The sequence below is a fragment of the Pseudocnuella soli genome (assembly GCF_004347775.1).
GTDB classification, from domain to species: domain Bacteria; phylum Bacteroidota; class Bacteroidia; order Chitinophagales; family Chitinophagaceae; genus Flavisolibacter; species Flavisolibacter aquaticus.
Genome location: NZ_CP037755.1, coordinates 3,403,232 through 3,421,109 on the forward strand (window position 1 = coordinate 3,403,232; position 17,878 = coordinate 3,421,109).

General features: G+C 49.1%; 20 protein-coding genes. 5 read left to right on the forward strand and 15 right to left on the reverse strand.

Features of this window, described 5'->3' with window-relative positions; translation table 11 throughout:
- Nucleotides 1-144 precede the first annotated feature (144 nt).
- The 8 genes from EPD17_RS13970 to EPD17_RS14005 all read right to left on the reverse strand — a co-directional run bounded on the left by EPD17_RS13970 (nucleotide 145) and on the right by EPD17_RS14005 (nucleotide 6,941).
- Nucleotides 145-1,233, reverse strand: coding sequence for a chorismate mutase (locus EPD17_RS13970; RefSeq protein WP_114233718.1), 1,089 nt, complete (start codon nucleotides 1,231-1,233; stop codon nucleotides 145-147).
- A 68-nt stretch (nucleotides 1,234-1,301) separates the two neighbouring features.
- Nucleotides 1,302-2,141, reverse strand: coding sequence for a prephenate dehydrogenase (locus EPD17_RS13975; protein ID WP_132055165.1), 840 nt, complete (start codon nucleotides 2,139-2,141; stop codon nucleotides 1,302-1,304).
- Nucleotides 2,138-3,310: a pyridoxal phosphate-dependent aminotransferase gene (locus tag EPD17_RS13980; protein ID WP_132055167.1), complete on the reverse strand. Its 1,173-nt coding sequence runs from the start codon at nucleotides 3,308-3,310 to the stop codon at nucleotides 2,138-2,140. The genes EPD17_RS13975 and EPD17_RS13980 overlap by 4 nt, the downstream gene beginning before the upstream one ends.
- Before the next feature lie 9 nt (nucleotides 3,311-3,319).
- Nucleotides 3,320-4,153: a prephenate dehydratase gene (locus tag EPD17_RS13985; protein WP_132055169.1), complete on the reverse strand. Its 834-nt coding sequence runs from the start codon at nucleotides 4,151-4,153 to the stop codon at nucleotides 3,320-3,322.
- A gap of 191 nt (nucleotides 4,154-4,344) precedes the next feature.
- On the reverse strand, nucleotides 4,345-6,027 hold the full coding sequence (locus EPD17_RS13990) for a DEAD/DEAH box helicase (protein WP_114233715.1): 1,683 nt from the start codon (nucleotides 6,025-6,027) through the stop codon (nucleotides 4,345-4,347).
- Between the two features lie 162 nt (nucleotides 6,028-6,189).
- Nucleotides 6,190-6,432 carry a hypothetical protein gene (locus EPD17_RS13995; protein WP_114233714.1) on the reverse strand — a complete coding sequence of 81 codons (243 nt, stop codon included), beginning with the start codon at nucleotides 6,430-6,432 and terminating at the stop codon, nucleotides 6,190-6,192.
- 39 nt (nucleotides 6,433-6,471) lie between these two features.
- A complete protein-coding gene (locus EPD17_RS14000; RefSeq protein WP_132055171.1) occupies nucleotides 6,472-6,684 on the reverse strand; it encodes a hypothetical protein in 213 nt (70 codons plus the stop codon).
- A 20-nt stretch (nucleotides 6,685-6,704) separates the two neighbouring features.
- Nucleotides 6,705-6,941 carry a hypothetical protein gene (locus tag EPD17_RS14005; protein ID WP_132055173.1) on the reverse strand — a complete coding sequence of 79 codons (237 nt, stop codon included), beginning with the start codon at nucleotides 6,939-6,941 and terminating at the stop codon, nucleotides 6,705-6,707.
- A gap of 131 nt (nucleotides 6,942-7,072) precedes the next feature.
- Between EPD17_RS14005 and EPD17_RS14010 the strand changes: the two genes are divergently transcribed.
- Nucleotides 7,073-7,636, forward strand: a complete 564-nt coding sequence (locus EPD17_RS14010) for an RNA polymerase sigma factor (protein WP_132055175.1) — start codon at nucleotides 7,073-7,075, stop codon at nucleotides 7,634-7,636.
- Nucleotide 7,637: 1 nt separating this feature from the next.
- Nucleotides 7,638-8,747 (forward strand): S1C family serine protease, encoded by a 1,110-nt coding sequence (locus EPD17_RS14015; protein ID WP_114233710.1) that lies wholly within the window; start codon nucleotides 7,638-7,640, stop codon nucleotides 8,745-8,747.
- Between the two features lie 638 nt (nucleotides 8,748-9,385).
- On the opposite strand, the gene EPD17_RS14020 is transcribed toward EPD17_RS14015, so the two are convergent.
- A complete protein-coding gene (locus tag EPD17_RS14020; RefSeq protein ID WP_132055177.1) occupies nucleotides 9,386-10,285 on the reverse strand; it encodes a nucleotidyltransferase family protein in 900 nt (299 codons plus the stop codon).
- A 53-nt stretch (nucleotides 10,286-10,338) separates the two neighbouring features.
- Here EPD17_RS14020 and EPD17_RS14025 point away from each other — a divergent pair, with 53 nt between their 5' ends.
- Nucleotides 10,339-11,253 (forward strand): 1-aminocyclopropane-1-carboxylate deaminase/D-cysteine desulfhydrase, encoded by a 915-nt coding sequence (locus EPD17_RS14025; protein WP_132055179.1) that lies wholly within the window; start codon nucleotides 10,339-10,341, stop codon nucleotides 11,251-11,253.
- A 39-nt stretch (nucleotides 11,254-11,292) separates the two neighbouring features.
- A complete protein-coding gene (locus EPD17_RS14030; RefSeq protein WP_132055181.1) occupies nucleotides 11,293-12,000 on the forward strand; it encodes a hypothetical protein in 708 nt (235 codons plus the stop codon).
- Nucleotides 12,001-12,082: 82 nt separating this feature from the next.
- Here the strand turns inward: EPD17_RS14030 and lipB are convergent, their stop codons facing one another.
- The gene (gene lipB / locus EPD17_RS14035) at nucleotides 12,083-12,850 is read right to left on the reverse strand and encodes a lipoyl(octanoyl) transferase LipB (RefSeq protein ID WP_240040627.1); all 768 of its coding nucleotides are present in this window, start codon (nucleotides 12,848-12,850) and stop codon (nucleotides 12,083-12,085) included.
- Between the two features lie 17 nt (nucleotides 12,851-12,867).
- On the opposite strand from lipB, the gene EPD17_RS14040 reads away from it, so the two are divergent.
- Nucleotides 12,868-13,932 (forward strand): RluA family pseudouridine synthase, encoded by a 1,065-nt coding sequence (locus EPD17_RS14040; protein ID WP_132055183.1) that lies wholly within the window; start codon nucleotides 12,868-12,870, stop codon nucleotides 13,930-13,932.
- Nucleotides 13,933-14,149: 217 nt separating this feature from the next.
- Here EPD17_RS14040 and EPD17_RS14045 read toward each other — a convergent pair whose 3' ends face one another.
- The 5 genes from EPD17_RS14045 to EPD17_RS14065 all read right to left on the reverse strand — a co-directional run bounded on the left by EPD17_RS14045 (nucleotide 14,150) and on the right by EPD17_RS14065 (nucleotide 17,760).
- Nucleotides 14,150-15,088 carry a hypothetical protein gene (locus tag EPD17_RS14045; RefSeq protein ID WP_240040628.1) on the reverse strand — a complete coding sequence of 313 codons (939 nt, stop codon included), beginning with the start codon at nucleotides 15,086-15,088 and terminating at the stop codon, nucleotides 14,150-14,152.
- Nucleotides 15,088-15,672, reverse strand: a complete 585-nt coding sequence (def, locus tag EPD17_RS14050) for a peptide deformylase (protein WP_132055185.1) — start codon at nucleotides 15,670-15,672, stop codon at nucleotides 15,088-15,090. The genes EPD17_RS14045 and def overlap by 1 nt, the downstream gene beginning before the upstream one ends.
- A gap of 126 nt (nucleotides 15,673-15,798) precedes the next feature.
- Complete coding sequence (ruvX, locus tag EPD17_RS14055) at nucleotides 15,799-16,209, reverse strand: Holliday junction resolvase RuvX (protein WP_132055187.1); 411 nt, start codon at nucleotides 16,207-16,209, stop codon at nucleotides 15,799-15,801.
- A gap of 10 nt (nucleotides 16,210-16,219) precedes the next feature.
- Nucleotides 16,220-17,137: a UbiA-like polyprenyltransferase gene (locus EPD17_RS14060; RefSeq protein WP_132055189.1), complete on the reverse strand. Its 918-nt coding sequence runs from the start codon at nucleotides 17,135-17,137 to the stop codon at nucleotides 16,220-16,222.
- Between the two features lie 86 nt (nucleotides 17,138-17,223).
- The gene (locus EPD17_RS14065; protein ID WP_114233703.1) at nucleotides 17,224-17,760 is read right to left on the reverse strand and encodes an RNA methyltransferase; all 537 of its coding nucleotides are present in this window, start codon (nucleotides 17,758-17,760) and stop codon (nucleotides 17,224-17,226) included.
- Nucleotides 17,761-17,878: the final 118 nt, after the last annotated feature.

Sequence of the window (17,878 nt, forward strand, 5' to 3'; positions counted from 1 at the left end):
GCTGTGAGAGGTGGGCGATTGAGGGGTAAAATGCCTTGCAGCGTACAGCATTGAGTTTCGGGCTACGAGTGTCAAGCAAAATGCTCGTCACTCATAGCCCGTGGCTCAGTGCTTTTTATAAAACCATAAACATGCAATAGCTGCTTATGAATTCAGCACCTTGGTTTGGTGGTTGATGCTTTCGAGGTGCACTGCGTCAAAATAACGGGTGATAAAATCGGCACTCAGGCCCAGTTTCTCGCCTTTTGCAGTAGCACGCTGCAATATTTCGTTCCAACGGTTGGTTTGCAGAACGGTGATGTTGGCTTCCTTTTTATAAGTGCCAATCTTTTCAGCCACTTTCATACGCTGGCCAAGAATCTGCAACAGTTCGTCATCCAGGTGATCGATCTGTGCACGCAGTTTATCCAATGCAGCATGGTATTCTTCCGATGCTACATCTTCGCGGCGCCAGGTGATGCTGCCCAACATCTCTGCTAAACGCTCCGGTGTAATTTGTTGTTTGGCATCGCTCCATGCATTGTCCGGATCGATGTGGCTTTCAATGATCAATCCGTCGAAATCAAGATCAATGGCTTTTTGCGCCACTTCCTGCAGAATATCGCGGCGGCCGCAAATATGCGACGGGTCGTTGATCATGAGCAGTTCCGGGTTGCGGCGCTTCATTTCAATAGCGAGGTGCCACATCGGCGCATTGCGGTATTCGCTGTTGCCGTAAGATGAGAACCCACGGTGGATCAACCCAATATCTTTAATGCCGCTTTTTGCTACACGTTCCACAGCACCGATCCACAATTCCAGGTCGGGGTTGATGGGGTTCTTGATCAGTACGGGCTTGTCCACACCACGCAGGGCGTCGGCCACTTCCTGTACAGAAAAAGGGTTGACGGTAGTGCGTGCACCGATCCAAAGAATGTCCACATCAAAGTGCAGCGCATCTTCCACTTGTTTGCCGGTAGCTACTTCCACTGCCGTGAGCAATCCGGTTTGCTTGCGGGCTTGTTGCAGCCAGGGCAGGCCCTTGGTGCCAATGCCTTCAAAAGAACCGGGGCGGGTACGCGGCTTCCAAATGCCGGCACGGAGCACATCCACTTTACCGGTTTTGGCCAGGCGCTGCGCGGTTTCCAGCACTTGTTCTTCGGTTTCTGCACTGCACGGCCCTGATATGATCAGCGGCCTTTTTTGCCATACTTGTTGTACGGCAGGTGTTGCGGGGTTGGTTACTGTTTGCATGTTTATGGTTTTATAAGTTTGGAGGAAGCTTTGAGCTTTGAGTTTTACGCTAAAAACTCACCACTTCCCTATTTCAATATTTTCTTGATCCTGTTCGCATTGTTCATCAGCTCGGCGAGGTATGGATAGTTTTCCTTTTCCAGGCAGGCTTTGAATTTGCGCAGTTGTGAAATATGTTCGTTCAAAACATCGAGTACGTTTTCCCTGTTTTGCATGAATATGCTGGCCCAGGTATCCGGATTACTTTTTGCAAGCCGCACGGTGCTTTCAAAACCGGCACTGGCCAACTCGAAAATGGCGTCTTCTTCCCTCTCTTTTTCCAAAACCGTATTGGCCAATGCAAATGAAGTAATGTGCGAAATATGGCTGATGTACGCCACATGAACATCATGTGCCGCTGCATCCATATACACCAGGTGCATGCCCAATGCACGGTACAGGTTTTCTACAAGCGCCACGGCATCGGCATCGCTATCTTTTCGGTTACAGATCACCGTTGCTTTTTGCTCAAATGCGCCCCGCACCGCTGCTTCGGGCCCACTGTATTCGGTACCCCACATGGGGTGCGAAGCTACAAAGCGGCTGCGTTTTGGGTGGTTGGCAATGGCTTCAATCATAGCCAGTTTGGTAGAACCTACATCCATCACCACCTGGTTTTGTACATAGTCCAGCACGGTTGGTGCCAGGGTTGCAATAGCACTTACGGGCACTGCCAACACAACAAGATCCACTGCATCAATCGCCTCTTCCAAAGGCAACACCTCATCCACCAAACCTAACTCCAAGGCCTTTTTTGTATGCGCTTCTTTTTGGTCCACGCCAATCACTTGCTGCGCCAGGCCTTTTTCTTTAAGTGCCAGCGCCATGCTGCCGCCAATCAATCCAATGCCTACAATTGCCGCTTTCATGCCGGTACCTTCCTTGCTTCTTTAATTCGGTTAATGGCCGCGTCTAATTTTTCAATAGGGCTGCACAGGCTAACGCGGATAAAGCCATTGCCTGCGCTGCCAAATATGCCGCCAGGTGTAATAAATACACGGGCTGTTTTCAATATTTCATCACTCACTGCAAAACCATCCCTATAATCGGCTGGTATTTGCGCCCAGATGAACATACCTGCCTGATCGGTTGAATAAGTGCAACCAATCAGATCGAGCAATTCATAGGCCTTTTGCCTGCGTTGCCGGTACTGTTCGTTTACCGATTGATACCAGGAAGCATCCAGTGAAAGGGCTTTTGCTGCGGCTAATTGCAGCGGCAAAAACATACCACTGTCCATATTGCTTTTAAAACGCAGCACTTCATTGATGCGATCAGCAGCACCGAGTAAAAAACCAACCCGCCAGCCGGCCATGTTGTGCGATTTGGACAGCGAGTTCAGCTCCAGCACCACTTCTTTTGCACCATCCACCGCCAGCATGCTTGCAGGCTGATCGTTGAGAATAAAACTGTATGGATTGTCGTGGCAAATAAGGATGTTGTGTTTTTTTCCAAACTGTACCAGGCGCTCAAACACTTCGGTTTGCGGCAGTTGCCCGGTGGGCATTTGCGGGTAGTTTACCCACATCAGTTTTACCCGCGACAAGTCGGTTTGTTCCAACGCTTCAAAGTCGGGGAAATAATTATTTGCTGCGGTCAACTCGTAGGGCAAACAAGTGCCACCAGCCAACTGCACGGCACTGCGGTATGTAGGATAACCGGGGTTTGGAATCAGCGCAACGTCACCTTCATTAAGGTAGGTCATACAGATGTGCAGGATGCCTTCTTTTGAACCAATCAGCGGCAATATTTCCGATGCCGGATCGAGCTCCACGCCGTACCATGTTGCATACCACTGCGCAACCGCTTTGCGCAAAGCCTCTGCACCTTTGTAGCTTTGATAAGCATGGTTGCCGGGCTTTGCTGCTTCTTCCTGCAGCACCCGAATCACGTCGGGATGTGGCGGAAGGTCGGGGCTGCCAATGCCCAGATTCAGGACCGGCGCGCCGGTTTTATTCAGCTCGTCGATCTGCTTTAGCTTTTGCGAAAAATAATATTCACCAATGCCGTCCAGCCTTTTGGCTACAGAGATTTCCATGGTGGTTGCTTAAATGGTTTTTCCTTTTTTGTAAATGCCGTACACCGTCAGTTCAGCGGTCAGCGGCCGTATATCGTTCAATGCACTTTCCAATTGCCCCGCCGATTCAAACTCAAGGTCGGCATGAAAGGCATAGCGCCAGTCGCTGCCCGGGATCGGAAAGCTTTGCAGTTTGCTCAGGTTAATGCCCTGGCCCGCAATAGCGCTCAACACTTTGGCAAGGCTGCCCCTTGAGTGGTCGGTATGAAAATGAATGGATGCTTTATCTGCATCGATCACCGGCAGGGCAGCGTCGCTGCGTTGCAACACCAGGAAGCGGGTATAATTCGCTTTCATGGTATGGATGTTCGGCGCAATGATCTCCAGCCCAAACAGGTCGGCAGCCAGCTTGGAAGCAATAGCCGCGTGGTGTTTGCTCCGGGCCTTTGCCAGGCGTTTTGCACTCAGTGCCGTGTCTTCGCTTTCCACCAGTTTCCAATGATGTTTGTCTAAAAAATCCAGGCACTGCTGCAACGCCATTGGATGCGAATGCACTTCCTTGATATCTTCTATTTGAACACCCGGGTTCACCATCAGGTTTTGCTTGATGGTCAAATAAATTTCACCGGTGACCTTGAGCCCGCTTTTTTGCAACAGGTTGTAGTTGGGTAAAATGGAACCGGCAATGGAATTCTCGATGGCCATCACGCCGCCGGTGCTTTCCTTTTTATTGCCTGCAATTTTCACCACTTCGCGAAAGGTGGCGCAGGGCACTACTTCCACGCCTTTGCCAAAAAACTGCTGTGCCGCCACCTGGTGAAAGCTGCCTTCAAAACCTTGAATTGATACCCGTTGTGTTTCCATCTGTTGCAATTGCCGCAAAAAAAATCCCGGCCTCCAGGCCGGGATTCTATGTTGTAGATTTTTTATTCGGTTCGGTTACAACAAAAGCATCCCGGCTTCTTTACTAAAGAAGGTAAAATAAAATCCGTAATAAGCTTTCGTCAATAACATGGCAGTAAAACTAAAGGATATTCAAAAAAGAACCAAATTTTTTATCGTTTTTCACGCTTAAAGGGTGCAGAATCGGCAGGATTCATCCGGATGCGGCGGCCATGGAAGTTTTTGCCGTCGATGGAACGAATCATTTGATCGGCCGCTTTTGCGTCCACTTCTACCCAGCTGTTCATTTCCCGCATATCGATGCGGCCCAGCACATCTTTGCGTAGGTCGCTCAGGTCGAGGATAAACTGCAGGAATGAAGCTTTGTAAAAGCCATCCTTTGTACCCAGGTTTACAAACAGGCGGGTGAAGTTTCCACCACCGCTGCCGTATTGCTTGCGTTCGCCACGGCTTTCGCGGCTGCGTTCGGCAAACGTGCCTTCGCCCCTTCTTTCGCGTGGTTCGCGGCTGCGTACGTTCAGGTCTTCCGAGTTTTCGTAGTATTTCAAAAACCGGTCGAATTCCAATGCGGCCACACGCTTCAGCACTTCTTCTTTGCTCATATCGGCAAATTTTTCCTCCAGCAGCGGCATGTACGTTTCATAATCGCCGTGGCTAACATCAGCCTGGATTAGTTTCTCCATAAAAAAGAAAAACTGCTTGCGGCACACATCTTTACCTGAAGGAATTTCCATTTTGTGCAGCGGCACACCAATCATACGTTCAATGGTGCGGATGCGGTGCGCTTCACGCATGTGTACAATGGAAAGACAAACACCAGTTTTGCCGGCACGGCCGGTACGGCCACTGCGGTGGGTGTATACTTCCACGTCATCGGGCAGCTCGTAGTTGATTACGTGGGTAATGCCCGACACATCAATGCCCCGTGCGGCCACGTCGGTTGCAATCAGCAATTGCAACGCTTTATCCCGAAACTTGCCCATTACCTTATTGCGCTGCTCCTGGCTCAGGTCGCCGTGCAGGGCCTCAATGTCGTATCCTTCGCGGGTCAGTTTTTCGGCAATATCCTGCGCATCCATTTTGGTGCGGGTAAATATGATGCCGTACATGCCCGGGTTAAAATCAATCAGGCGCTTCAGCGTTTCATAACGGTGCTGCGCAGTTGTAACCAGGTATTGGTGGTCGATGTTTTTATTGGCAGTATTTACTTTACCCACCGTTACTTCAGTTGGGTTTTTCATATACCGCTTGCTTACGTTGCGGATTTCGGGCGGCATCGTAGCGCTAAACAGCCAAGTGCTGTCGCGCTGCGGCGTATTTTTCAAAATAGCCTCAATATCTTCTTGGAAGCCCATGTTCAGCATTTCATCAGCTTCATCGAGCACCACGTATTTAATCTCTTCGAGGTTGATGGCTTTGCGCTCAATCAGGTCGATGAGGCGGCCCGGTGTGGCCACCACTATTTGCACGCCGCGGCGGATGTCGCGGATCTGGTTGGTAATAGATGTGCCACCATACACGGCTACGATGTGTACCGCCGGTTGAAACTTTTTAAACAGCTCCATCTCATTCACGATCTGCATGCACAATTCGCGGGTGGGGCAAACGATCAGGGCCTGCGGGTGCCGGTCGTCCTGATTGATGAGTTGAAGCAGCGGCAGGCCAAATGCTGCCGTTTTTCCCGTGCCCGTTTGCGCCAGGCCAATGAGGTCGTTGGTGCCGGAAAGCAGCACCGGGATAGCCTGCTCTTGTATAGGGGTAGGTGTGGTAAATCCAAGGTCTGTAACTGCACGAAGCAGCGGTTCGCTTAATCCAAGCGATTCGAAAGTTGTCATTATCAAAATTTGCGCAAAGGTAACGCCCTTGCAGGGTAAATTCCGTAGTCGTAAAATAAAAGTCTCCCCTGAAAACAAGGGAGACTCGACTTAAGAATGCTTGCCATAAAATTCTTTGATCTGGCAAAAGCAGAAAAGGGGTACGGTTTAAAACCGAACCAATTATTGCTGACCGCCAGTGGTTGTGTCGGTAGTAGTGGTGCTCATACCAGTGGTATCAGCGCCCATAGTGCCCATACCGGTAGTGTCGGTACCGATGGTACCAGTGCCCATACCGGTTGTGTCGGTAGTAGCAGGATCAACGGTCAAAGTAGATGTGTCGGTTGTAGCGTCAGTTGTTTCAGCGTCGTTGCCGCAAGCTACCAGTACACCAGCCAGAGCGAAAATTGCAAGGAACTTTTTCATGTGTTGTTTTTTAAAAAATGTTGATAGTTAAGGAAAAGTTTAACGCAGCGTGTCATTGCGGTCGCGGTCCAGTGCCGTATCCAAATGATCCCGTACGTCTTTGTATTTTTCTTTTGCAGAATCTGCCAGAACCTCGGCCTTGTTCTCCACTTTTTTCAAAACGCTGTCCACTTCGTTTCTGGCTTCGCGGCCTTCTTCGCCACAGGACGAAAGGAGCAGCACAGTTAAAAACAGACAGGCGAATTGTTTCATGGTGGTCAAGGTTTCAGTCATTATTGTTTAGCAGCAGAGTCAGCTATTGCCTTGTTAGCAGAATCGGTTTTTTCGAAAGTGGCCTCCACTTTATTGATTACACTGTCGGTAGTTTCATCAATAGAATCTTTCTGAGCTTGAGCAGCGGAATCAATAGCGTCAACTACAGAATCTTTTACATTATCAGCAGAAGCGCCATCATTGTTGCAGGCAGCTACCGAAGCAGCTACAGCAAGAATCAAAAAAGCTTTTTTCATTTTTTTGTTTGATTTTTAAGTCTACCCAGGTTTATTCCCCGCTTTGCAAAAAGGTAACCCACTATTTTAAAAAATTTTTTCTGCCGGGCTGCGGGTTACTATTTTTAGTTTTTGGTATTAAATAATGAGCGTTGAAAGCGGACAATGAGACTTTACTTTTGAGGGGACTGGCTAAGAACGACCGCAAGGCCATCGAAACCATTTACCGGGAGCATTACAATCTGGTGCAGGCGCTTGTTTTAAAGAACAACGGAACGGCCGAAGATGCGAAGGATGTTTTTCAGGAGGCCATGATTGTTTTGTACGAAAAGGCTAAATCAGAATCTTTCACCCTCACCAGCCAGTTGGGCACTTTTATTTACTCGGTTTGCCGGCGCATTTGGCTCAAACGCCTGATGCACCAAAACAGGTTTATGATAGCCGAAGAAGGTGAACTGGAGCTGGTAGGCGTAGAGGCGGAAGTAGAGGAACAGGAACAGCGCAACCACGAGTTTGCCACCATGGAAAAAGCCATCGGCAGCCTCGGCGAACCCTGCAAAAGCCTGCTGGAAGCCTTTTACCTTGAAAAGCGCAATATGCAGGACATTGCCCTTTCGTTTGGCTATACCAACGCCGACAACGCCAAGACGCAGAAGTATAAATGCCTGATGCGCCTGAAGAAATTGTTTTTTAGTACCTATAATAGCAACGCCTGAGATGGACGAACTGAAGATGCTGGAACAAATTGAACGCTACATCAACGGGCAAATGAGCCCGGATGAACGTGTGCAGTTTGAGCAGCTGCGCAAAACGAATCCTGAAATTGATCAGATGGTGGTGGAGCACACATTTTTTGTGCACCAGTTCACGCATTTCGATGAGATCAAGAAGTTCAAGAGCAAACTGAACGACATCCACATTGACTTGGCTGAGAAAGGCGCTATTCAATCTACCCGCCTGCAAGGCCGTGCCAAGGTTGTTTACCTGGTTAATAAATACAAGCGTGTGGCCGCAATTGCCGCATCCATTGCGGGCATTACGGCCATTGCACTGAGCTCGCTGGTGGTGTCGGTTTCGCCGAAAGCACCCGCTAAAGAAATTGCTCAACTGAGCCGCCAGATCGATGCGCTGAAACGCAAAGACCAGGAACTGAACCAGGAACTGAACCAGGTTAAAAATCATGTAACCACCGCACCGCCCGATATTACTTATAAAACCGGCGGCACCGGGTTTTTGATCAATACCAAAGGGCTGCTGGCCACCAATGCGCATGTGATCCAGAATGCCAGCCATGTGGTGATCCAGGGCAATAATGGTAAAGACTACGCAGTGCAGGTGGTGTTTATGGATATGGCAAAAGACCTGGCCCTGTTGCAGATTGTAGACAGCTCTTTTAAAGCGCCAGCTTCCCTACCCTACGCCATCAAACAAACACCTGGTGAACTGGCTGAACCGGTGTTTACGCTGGGTTATCCGCGCAATGAAATTGTGTATGGCGAAGGTTATCTTTCTGCCAAAACCGGTTTTAAAGGTGATACGATGACTTACCAGATTGCCATTGCCGCTAACCCCGGCAACAGCGGCGGTCCCATCCTGAATAAGGCTGGTGAAGTGGTGGGCATATTGAGCACCAAGCAAACTAGTGCCGAAGGTGTGGTGTTTGCAACGCAATCGAAATTCATTCACCGCGCCATTGATTCGCTGCGCAGGCAGGACACGGCTTTTGGTAAAGTAAAACTGCCCAATGCAGGCTCGCTGAAAAACCTGGACCGCACCCAGCAGGTAAAGAAGATCAAGGATTTTGTGTTTATGGTGAAGGTGAATTAAGCCTTTGGTTTTACACAGGGATTCTACCGGATCAAGCGTTAATTGAACAACTAAATATCAGCATACATGTTAGCCGCAAAGATTTTGGTCTTTGCGGCTTTTTTGTGTTGTGGCATTTTGGGTTTTCGTTTGTTGCGCTGGGTTTTTGCTTGTCATGCTGAGCGCAGCGACGCATCTGAGTGTTGTTGTCGCAGCGGCTGTTGCGGAAATGCAGGGGCACTTTCAATTCGCCATTTGCGCTAGTGCAGGCTCAGGTCCTTCGCTGCGCTCAGGATGACAGGGGCAAGTAGCTTGATTAAAAGGCAAAGAGTATTACTAACAAAAAGCAAAATAAGAGCGATGAATTAGGCTACTTATTACGATCAGCGTTTGTCATGCCGAACTCCATTCGGCAACTCCTGCACTACTTATAAATGCCGCATTTGAAGGGGATGCCGAAACGAGTTCGGCATGACAACTAACATAGGACGACCGTTTACTACAAGTGCATGAGTAAAGCCCAATAGTGATACAGGACGTGCAAGTGTGCGACGCAACAGAAGTTCAATAGCATTGCTGAAGTTGGCTAGAAAAAAATTCCATCTCTTGAAGAGATGGAATTAATATAAAATGCTGTTTCTTTTTCTGAAAAGAAAAAGCTACCAAAGGCGCTGCGGATACTTGCCGGCAGCGATTTCTGCTTCCAGTCGTTGCTTCACCACAGGTGCATCTTCTTTGTAGGTAACGCCAAACCACTGCGCAGCAGTCGGGATTACTTTGATCACGCCTTTGCCGTCTTTAATATAGCGGTCGGCGGAATAAGGAATGAGGAATTCGGCTTTCAGCTCCTGCCCGCTTTGCGCTAAGAACTTGCGGAACTCATCTTGCAGGAACGGGAACAGCGTCGGCGTAAAGCACCAAAAGTTCATCGATGCTTTGGCGGTGTCGCCAATCGGATGTTTGCTGCCGTCCCCTTCTTCGTACACGATCTTTCCATCTTCTTCGTACACTTTCAGGCGTTCATTGATCTGCACCAGGTTGTTGTCAGCATCCACTTCGCAAACACCGCGGCTTACCGAACCATTTTCAGAAAGTGTGTTTTCCAACTGGTAACCCACCAGCGCAAAAGTTTGGTCGTTGGCCTGGTTCACCAAAAAGTCGTATGCTTTTTGAAATGCGTCCTGACCATAAAAATCATCGGCGTTGATCACGGCAAAAGGCTCGTTGATCGACGGCTGTGCACAAAGGATGGCATGCGATGTACCCCAAGGTTTGGTGCGGTCGGCAGGCGCCTGGTAGCCTTCGGTAAAGGCCGTCATTTCCTGGTACACATATTCGGTTTTGATTTTGCCCTGGAGCTTGGGTTCGAAAATGGCTTTGAAGTCTTCAGCAAAATCTTTGCGTATGATAAAAACAACTTTCTCAAAGCCTGCCTTTATTGCATCGTAAATGGAGTAATCCATGATGGTTTCGCCGCTGGGGCCAAACTGCTGGATCTGCTTCATACTTCCATAACGCGACGCCATGCCGGCGGCCATAATCAGGAGTGTAGGTTTCATATTGTTGTAAAATTGGAAACGAAAGTAAATATTTTCGCCACTTGTCAAACGGCATGTCGTTTATTATAAATTCCATACCAGCAGTGCAATCGATTTCGCAACCGCAGTTGCAGCAACAACAATTGCGGGCAGCTGTGTTGCGGCTCGATGCAGTGCACCCGGTGGTTTCGGGCAATAAATGGTATAAGTTAAAACTGCACCTCGCCGCTGCAACGGGCGGCAATAAAAAAGCGATCGTAACATTTGGTGGCGCGTTTTCAAACCATATTGTGGCAACGGCTGCTGCCTGTGCCGCTGTGGGTTTGCAATCGTATGGCATCATTCGCGGCGAGCGGGCAACGGTGCTATCGCCCACACTGCAACAGGCAGCAAAGTTGGGCATGCGATTATTTTTTTCCAGCCGTACCGATTACCGCAATCAAAAAATTCCCGACGAATTATTAAAGCTGATAGCCGACAAAGAACACATCATCATTCCGGAAGGTGGCTACAGCAAAAAAGGCATGCTGGGTGCTGCCACCATTTTAGAAGGCATCAATATTCAATCGTTTTCTCATATTATGTGTGCCGTAGGCACTGGCACCACGCTGGCGGGCTTGCACCTTGCCGCACCGCTGCAACAACAGGTGATTGGCATTTCGGTGCTAAAAAATAATCATTCATTGGAAGCGTCTGTGCAAAGTTTGTTGCCGCCGGATATGTCCAAACCGATACAAATCCTGCACGAACATCATGGTGGCGGCTACGCCAAACACACACCGCAATTGCTCGCTTTTATGAACGAATGGTACGAACAAACCGGCATCCCATCGGATTTTGTGTACACGGGGAAATTATTTTTCGCCTTTCAAAACCTGGTGGCCGCCGGCTACTTTCCAAAGGGCAGCCATGTGCTCCTTATCCATAGTGGCGGATTGCAGGGCAACCGGTCGCTGCCGCCCGGAACGTTAATCTTCGGCGCCGAATAGGCCTGCATCCTATATTTGCTGGCCAATCCCAAACCGGCTATGAATTGGATCAGAAAATTTTGTATTGGTTCGCTCCTGTTTTTTTGCTGCCAACAAGCTGCAGCACAGGATACGCTGCCCAATTTTTCGTTGCGCAATGTTGGGCAAAACAGGATCGTGATTGGTTGGGTAAACAACTACCAGCAGGTAAAGCAAATTTCCATACAGCGCTCTTTCGACAGCCTTAATTTTTATAAAACGGTGTTGAGTGTGGCCGACCCGATGGCCGTGCAAAATGGTTATGTAGACACCAAAGCACCAAACGACCGGATGTTTTACCGCCTGTTCATTATGCTGGATGGCGGCAACTTTTTGACCACGCCTGCAAAACGGCCGTTGCTCGATACGGCCAATGCTGCTGCCGTAGTGGCGCCGGGTTCGGGTATCCAGGGACAGGTGAACGGCGTTAGAAAAGATTCGGCAAAAACAGTAGTGCCTAAAAAACCGGAGTACATACCATCGGTGTATGTGTACACCAATAAAGACGGCTACCTGTTTGTAAACCTGCCCGATGCCGACAAACAACAATACCGCATTCGTTTTTTTGAAAACGACGATTCGTTTTTATTTGAAATGAAAAACATCAAGGAAACGGCACTCACTCTGGACAAAGCCAACTTTTTGCACGCCGGCTGGTTCAAGTTTGAACTGTACAACGATGATAAACTGGTAGAAAAAAACCGGTTTTTCCTGGCGAATGATTTTTAGGCTTTGAACCACGAAGGAAACGAAGAGCCACAAGATGTTTTCTTCGTGTAACTTCTTTTGCTGGCGTCTTTGTAGTTCGGCTCTACTCCCACTCCACGCCAAACACCTCGGCGAAATGGTGTTTTAATTTTTCCTTTACATCTTCCAATCGCACTGCGCGGCCTAGTTCCTGCTGCAGCGATGTAACCGCTTTGTTGGCAATGCCGCAGGGAACGATATAATTAAAATAATTCAGGTCAGTATTGATGTTGAACGCAAAGCCGTGCATTGTAATCCAGCGGCTGCAGCGCACACCCATGGCACAGATTTTCCGTTCCTTGCCGGGCACGCCGGGCTCAATCCACACGCCGGTTTCGCCGGGCGACCGGCCTGCTTCGATGCCGTAGTCAGCAAGGGTGCGGATGATCACTTCTTCCAGTTCGCGGAGGTAGCGGCCAATGTCGGTGTAAAACTGTTCAAGGTCGATGATGGGATAACCTACAATTTGTTCGGGGCCATGAAACGTAATGTCGCCGCCGCGGTTTATTTTAAAAAATTCAATGCCCTTTGCATCCCGTTCTTCGTCCGAAATGAGCACATGTTCCATTTTGCCACTCTTGCCTAATGTATACACCGGCGGGTGTTCCACAAACAGCAAGTAGTTCTGCACCACGGCATTTTCAGCCGGGCCATCCGGTGCACTTGCCGGCGACTGCTTTACAGCAACACCTTGTTGCAACAGGCTTTCCTGCAGGTCCCAAGCGGTTTTATAATCCAGCTTTCCCAGGTCTTTAAATATGGCGGTGCGTTGTGGCATGGGTGCAAATTTACTGCGTTTGGCGCAGCGCACATCTGCCGCTAATTTGGGCATCAGTATATTTGCGGGCTATGGCCCCCGATCAAGAGCCGCTGACCGGCGAACAGGAAACAGGCGATGAATTGTACCAACGGTTTTCTTTTGTGACCGATAAAGGACAGGAGCCTTACCGCATCGACAAGTTTTTGATGAACCGCATTGAAGGCGCCACCCGCAATAAGTTGCAGCGGGCCATCAACAGCGGCATGGTGCTGGTAAACAACCAGCCGGTAAAACAGAATTACAAGGTAAAGCCTTTCGATAGCATCATTGTATATTCCGATGTGTCGCCGGAAACGACGGAAATAGTGCCCGAAAAAATGGCGCTGAACATTGTGTTTGAAGATGAGCACCTGATGGTGATTGATAAACCGGCGGGCATGGTGGTGCACCCGGGCAGCGGCAACTACAGCGGCACGCTGCTCAATGGCGTGGCTTATTACCTGCAGCAAACCCTACCCGATGTTTCGGAAGACACGCTGCCACGATTTGGATTGGTGCACCGCATTGATAAAAACACCAGCGGCCTGCTGGTGTTGGCCAAATCGGGCAAAGCGATGACGCACCTGGCCAAACAATTTTTCGATCATACCGTAAAGCGGCAATACCTGGCCCTGGTTTGGGGCGATGTAGCCAATGATACCGGCACGATTAAAGCGCATGTGGGCCGCAACCAGCGGTTCCGCAAACTATTTGAAGCCTACCCCGATGGCGAACATGGCAAAGACGCCACCACGCACTATACCGTGCTGGAGCGGATGAACTATGTAACGCTGGTGCAATGCGTGCTGGAAACCGGAAGAACCCACCAGATCAGGGTGCACATGAAATATATTGGCCACCCGCTGTTCAACGATGATTTTTACGGCGGCGATAAAATTGTAAAAGGCACTATTTACAGCAAATACAAGCAGTTTGTAGACAATTGTTTTCAGATTTGCAAACGCCAGGCGCTGCATGCCCGGACGCTGGGATTTGTGCATCCCGTTACTGGTGTTGAGATGCATTTCGAGTCGCCGGTGCCGGTGGATATGGCAACGGTGATTGAAAAATGGCGCGGCTATTCGCAGCATGTGCTGAAAGGAAAAGTTGATTAAGATTCGTTAAGCGATTAATAAAAAAGCAGCACTGGTTCGGTGCTGCTTTTTTATTGGGGCTTGTAAGAAATTGGCGTTTGAAAAATGTTAAGCAAGGCACTGCAGTTGCAGTGTGCGACGCAACCGATGCTGAATTCAGAACAAATGCCGGTTACAAAAAAATAGCAAAGAGTCGGCAGGCCTTGCGGAGCAATAAGGGAACGGCAAAGCACAAATATTATCGTGCAAAATCAAACAGCGTAGCGGTGAAAATGCCGCGTTCCCGCTTCTTAAATGCCACGTCCCAGTTGCCGTTGTAGCGAATCAGGTTGGGCACCAGCAGGCCATTGAAATGCGTCATCTGCACTTCCATGTGCACGTCAAAATCATACACACCTGCATTGTAGCTCAGGTCGTACACCCGGCCTAAAATAGAAAGGTTTTTGGCATCGAACCAGGTGGTGATGTTGTCGTAAACAATCTTGTCCCGTTCGCCGCTGCTGAGCCCTTCTTTGCGCTGGATAGTAAATTTATACGAAGGCACTTCGCGGTAATCTTCCACATCAATGTTAAAGTCGTAAAAGCGGGCCACGTCTTTATCAAACACATCGAGCTTATCGCCAATGAACGGAATGCCCGGGATCTTTTTGCCGGGATTAAAGAACATCATTTTGAGTTGTTCCTTGTGTTTTTCCAGCCCTTTGGTTTGCCGCACTTTGCGCTGCGTGCCCGACACAATGTTGGTTTCGCCGCAAACTTTTCCCTGTGTAAAAAACAGGCCGGCATAGAGTTCGGCGGTGTAATAATTCCAGTCGCCACTGCGGTCGCGAATGTCGCCTGTGGTTTGCTCCTGCAACACCTGCATGGTGCGGCAACCATCCTGCCGCAACTGGCGGGTACGGCTTTGCAGCGTCGCCGCAACCTTGCCCTTTTTATCCTGCATACGGATGTCGTTCAGCGATGTAAACGAAAGAATGCGCAGGTTGCGGAAAGCTTTGTAAAAAGTAGTGTCGGTTTTTATTTGCTGCAGAAATCGGGGCACGTTCAGGTCGGAACGAATCACCACTTCGCTCAGGTTTACCATGCGGCGCAGCGCTTCGGCATCGGCACTGTCGGTTTGAGCAAAACCCTTACCCGCAAGCAACAGGAGCAAGAATAAAAACGGAAGCCGCTTCATTATTTAGGGAACAGCATTTTGTAATCTACCCGCACATTTCCTTTGGTAATGTCGTCGAGCTTGCGCTTGAGCAGCTTGCGTTTGAGCGGCGACAGGTAATCGATGAACAGCTTGCCATCAATGTGGTCGTATTCGTGCAAAATGACCCGCGCCGTGATGCCCGAGAATGTTTTTACATGCTCGTTAAAATGCTCGTCGTGGTAGCGCAGCGTTACTTCCTCGGCGCGGTAAATATCTTCGCGGATTTTTGGAATCGACAGGCATCCTTCGTTGTAAGCCCAGTCGTCGCCGCCTTCTTCTTCAATATGTGCATTGATGAACACTTGCTTTATGCCGGGTTCATCGGGATAAGATTCTTCCTTGCGTTCTTCTTCGTCCATGTTGGCAAAAATCTGCTCACTGTCGACCACAAACAGGCGGATGCCTTTGCCAACTTGTGGTGCGGCCAAGCCTACGCCGTTGGAGGCATACATGGTTTCCCACATGTCTTCGATGAGTTTGGCCAAGCCGGGATAGCTGCTATCAATATCCGAAGCCACTTTGCGTAAAACCGGGTGCCCGTATGCTACTATAGGTAAAATCATGTTGCGCAGGTTGTATAAAATATCGCTGCAAAATTAAGGTTTGCAGCCCGGGCTTGCTGTGAAGAAACTCAAAATTCAAGGGAAAAATAAAAACGGCGAATGGTGGCACTGTATACAAATGAGGCACTACACCCGGCCCATGTACTCCTGCAGCATAATGGTGGCAGCAATCTGGTCCACCATGCCTTTATCCTGCCGCTGCTTTTTTTTCATGCCCATTTCCACCATGGCTTTTGATGCCATTTTGGAAGTATAGCGCTCATCCACTTCGGTGAGCGGAATGAGTGGAAAGTTCTTTTTAAAGGTTTTAATGAACCCTTTTACCAGCGGCGTGGCATGTGTTGCGGTATCGTCCCAGTTGAGCGGCATGCCAATGATCACGGCATCCACCGGCTCTTTTGCAAAATATTCTTTTAAGAACTGGAGCAGTTTGTGGGTTTCAATGGTGGTAAGTGCCGATGCAATGATCTGCAACGGGTCGGTTACGGCCAGCCCGGTACGTTTTCCGCCATAATCAATTGCCATGATGCGCCCCATACAAGCCGAATTAGCGGGTCAGTAAATCGGTAATCACAAATACAGAAAACACGACGCTGGCAATGCCGTTTGCTGTCATAAACGCAATGTTCACCCGGCGCAGGTCGTTGGGTTTGATAATAGAATGCTGGTACACCAACATGCCAATAAATACCAGTACACCCAACCAATACAGGTAACTAAAATCACCCAATTTGCCGGCAGCCACCACGCAGGCAGCGCTCAGCAGGTGCAACAGTTCCGACACCTGCAAGGCCTTTTCCTTACCCAGCCAAGATGGAATGGAATAAAGCTGCTGGTTGCGGTCGAAGTCTTCATCCTGCAGGGAGTAAATAATATCAAACCCACTTACCCAAAACAAAACAGCAAGCGAAAACAAAATGGGCAGCCAGTGAAACGCACCGGTTACGGCCACATACGCACCAATGGGTGCCAGTGCCAGGCCCAGGCCCAATATTAGGTGGCACAGCGGTGTAAATCTTTTGGTATAACTATAACCCAGGATCACTGCCAGCGCCACCGGGGCCAGCATGAAACAAAGTGGGTTGATGAACCAGGTGCAAACAAGAAATAAAACACAGTTGACAATGGTAAACAGCAAGGCGTTCTTCGGTGTGATGATGCCACGCGGCACTTCGCGGATGGCCGTGCGGGGATTGAGGGCATCAATATCGCGATCGAGGTAACGGTTAAAAGCCATGGCTGCCGAACGGGCAAACACCATACATAAGATCACCAACAGGAACAAAATGCCCAGAGGCTTGCTGCTGTCTGATGCATATTGCGGCAAACCATTTCCCAGGTAATCGTGCACCCAGCTGCGAATGGCTACGCTGGTTGCCAGGAAAAAACCGATCAATGCAAAAGGCATTGCGAAAATGGTGTGCGAAAATTTTATAAGCGACAAATAATTTTTCAACTGATTCATGGATTGATTGATTGCGCCGCGAATGCGGTAGAAAATCCCGGGCCAAAATTTGACTGCAAAACTATCTTAATCAGGTTTACAAACAACTAACTTAAATCAGCCAGCAGCCTGTTGCGAACCAACTCCCACAACACGATGCCGCCCGCTGTTGCCACATTTAAGGAATGCTTCATACCTAGTTGCGGTATTTCGATACAGCCATTACACGCTTCGATGGTGGATTGTTCAACACCAGTTACTTCGTTGCCAAAAACAACAGCAACTTTTTCGCCGCCGGAAAAATGCTGCAATTGGTTGCTGCCACTCGCCTGCTCAATGGCATATACTTCGTAACCCATGGACTTTAAGTCGGCCAAGGCTTCCGCAGGTGTTTTAAAATGTTTCCAGGTAACGGTATCCTCCGCTCCCAGCGCGGTTTTTCGGATCTCTTTGTGCGGCGGAAATGCCGTGTAGCCCACCAGGTAAATGGCTTCCAGCAAAAATGCATCTGCCGTACGGAAAAAAGAACCTACGTTATAGGCGCTGCGAACATTTTCCAAAACGGCAATGATGGGAAGCTTTTCTTTTTCCCTGAATTCCTCCACACTCAGCCGGCCCAACTCGGTGGTCTTCAATTTGCGCATGGCGCAAAAGTAGCTGAAAGACAGTAACGTAGGAAAGACGGAAGTTGGAAGACAGATGTCGGAAGATAAACTACTACTTAACTCAATTGCGCATTTTTTGAAAAAGTAAAAAATCAAG